Genomic DNA, 1,333 nt, shown 5'->3' with positions numbered 1-1,333 from the left:
GTACTCATGCAATTGGTGCAAGTTGCACCTATTCCTCATCACGACCGATCAAAGGGTCAAGTTGTCCCTTTGATTTTCTGTCACTCAGAGGTTTCCTTTTCTCTTGTTTTGTTTCCCTTGTCTGGCGCTTCGAGTGTAATTTCTGTGGTGTATCCGCTTTGTTTTTCATAGCAGTGGGTGACGGTTGCGGCTTTCCATGGACCATTGATTTCGCCACGAAACCCTTGAAGAAGCAGAGGTTGATCCGCCATGATTTCTGGTCGCCCCGCAAGGGTCAAAGAACCACTGCCCACAGCACGACACAACCTGTCCGACTCGGAAGCAGCAGCAGCTCGTGCTTCCTCCTCACAAGTGTAACAAGTGCGAAGACGCCGCACGGGACCGCTAACCCCTGTCTGATGCTTGACTTGGCATTGCTGCCCTTGTGAGCGATCAAAATAAGAAGCTTCAATAGTGCCATATTGCGTGCGTGGCTCTAACGTGAACTCCCAGTTGGAACAGTCGTGCTTATGGATGTCGAGTGCTGGTAAATTGTCACCGCTTAAAAATAAAAACTTATTGTCCTTGATTAAAAAGCGTGCCTGCATACGGTCGGCAAGGCGGGTTAGAAAATCAACAGCCGATTGATCTGTGCGAATCACATAAGGCAAAGTTTGTTGAGTGAACTGGGGACTGACCTTTGCTTGATAGCCATGGCGTTTGGCCAGTGTCTCAACAATCTCCCCAACAGTTTTGTGATCAAAATGCTCACTCACCTGTTCTTTGAGCTCTTTACGCATCGAGGCACTTTTGCCACAAAGGCGCAAAATCTCTCCATCACTGCCACCACAACTTACAACCGATTCGACAACAAAACGCCCCATAAAAGCACTGATGCTGTTCTCATAGCCAAAGATCACCTGCAGAGCGTTGCCCGTTTGTGGAACCTCTAAATCATTGCCACTATCATCAAACTCTGCTTCAAATGTATCGGCTTCATTACCGGCATGGTCAGTGATAGTTGCGGTTAAAAGACGCTGGTAAAAAACCTCATGAACAGGTTTGTCTCCTACCTTGACCACAATAAAAGGGTGTGTGCGCATTAATCCCATAACCGCTTCACCATGCTTTGGGGATTAGACAACACAAACTCAGGCAGAATAACCGTTAAGCCCCGCGGTAAAAACACACCATATTTGGCAATCTCTGGATTGGCTTCTAGTGTGGCTTCTAAATAACCGTTTAGTGCCCCAACTTGGATGCGGTCTCTGAACACAGCCATGGCATGGTGAAAGCAGATAAGATCAAGACTCATATCCTCTAGCTCTACAACAACATGCTTTTCTGGTATCTT

2 protein-coding genes are annotated in these 1,333 nt (G+C 47.2%); both read right to left on the bottom strand.

The genetic code is table 11. The annotated features are described in order from the left end of the window. Positions 1–80 precede the first annotated feature (80 nt). Positions 81–1,082, bottom strand: coding sequence for a phage late control D family protein (locus ACFIJ9_RS08615; protein WP_375636781.1), 1,002 nt, complete (start codon positions 1,080–1,082; stop codon positions 81–83). Beyond that, a partial coding sequence (locus ACFIJ9_RS08610; protein WP_375636779.1) for a tail protein X occupies positions 1,082–1,333 on the bottom strand: 252 nt, incomplete at its 5' end. The genes ACFIJ9_RS08610 and ACFIJ9_RS08615, both read right to left, overlap by 1 nt.

Source organism: Bartonella sp. MR90HLJMH (genome assembly GCF_042194115.1).
Taxonomy (GTDB): Bacteria; Pseudomonadota; Alphaproteobacteria; order Rhizobiales; family Rhizobiaceae; genus Bartonella; species Bartonella grahamii.
The sequence above is the reverse complement of the archived record's forward strand: the minus strand, read 5'-3'. Positions and strand labels throughout refer to the sequence as shown.

Coding starts and splice junctions, on each gene's coding strand:
- ACFIJ9_RS08615 (WP_375636781.1), bottom strand. CDS start 1,082: ATGCGCACACACCCTTTTATTGTGGTCAAGGTAGGAGACAAACCTGTT.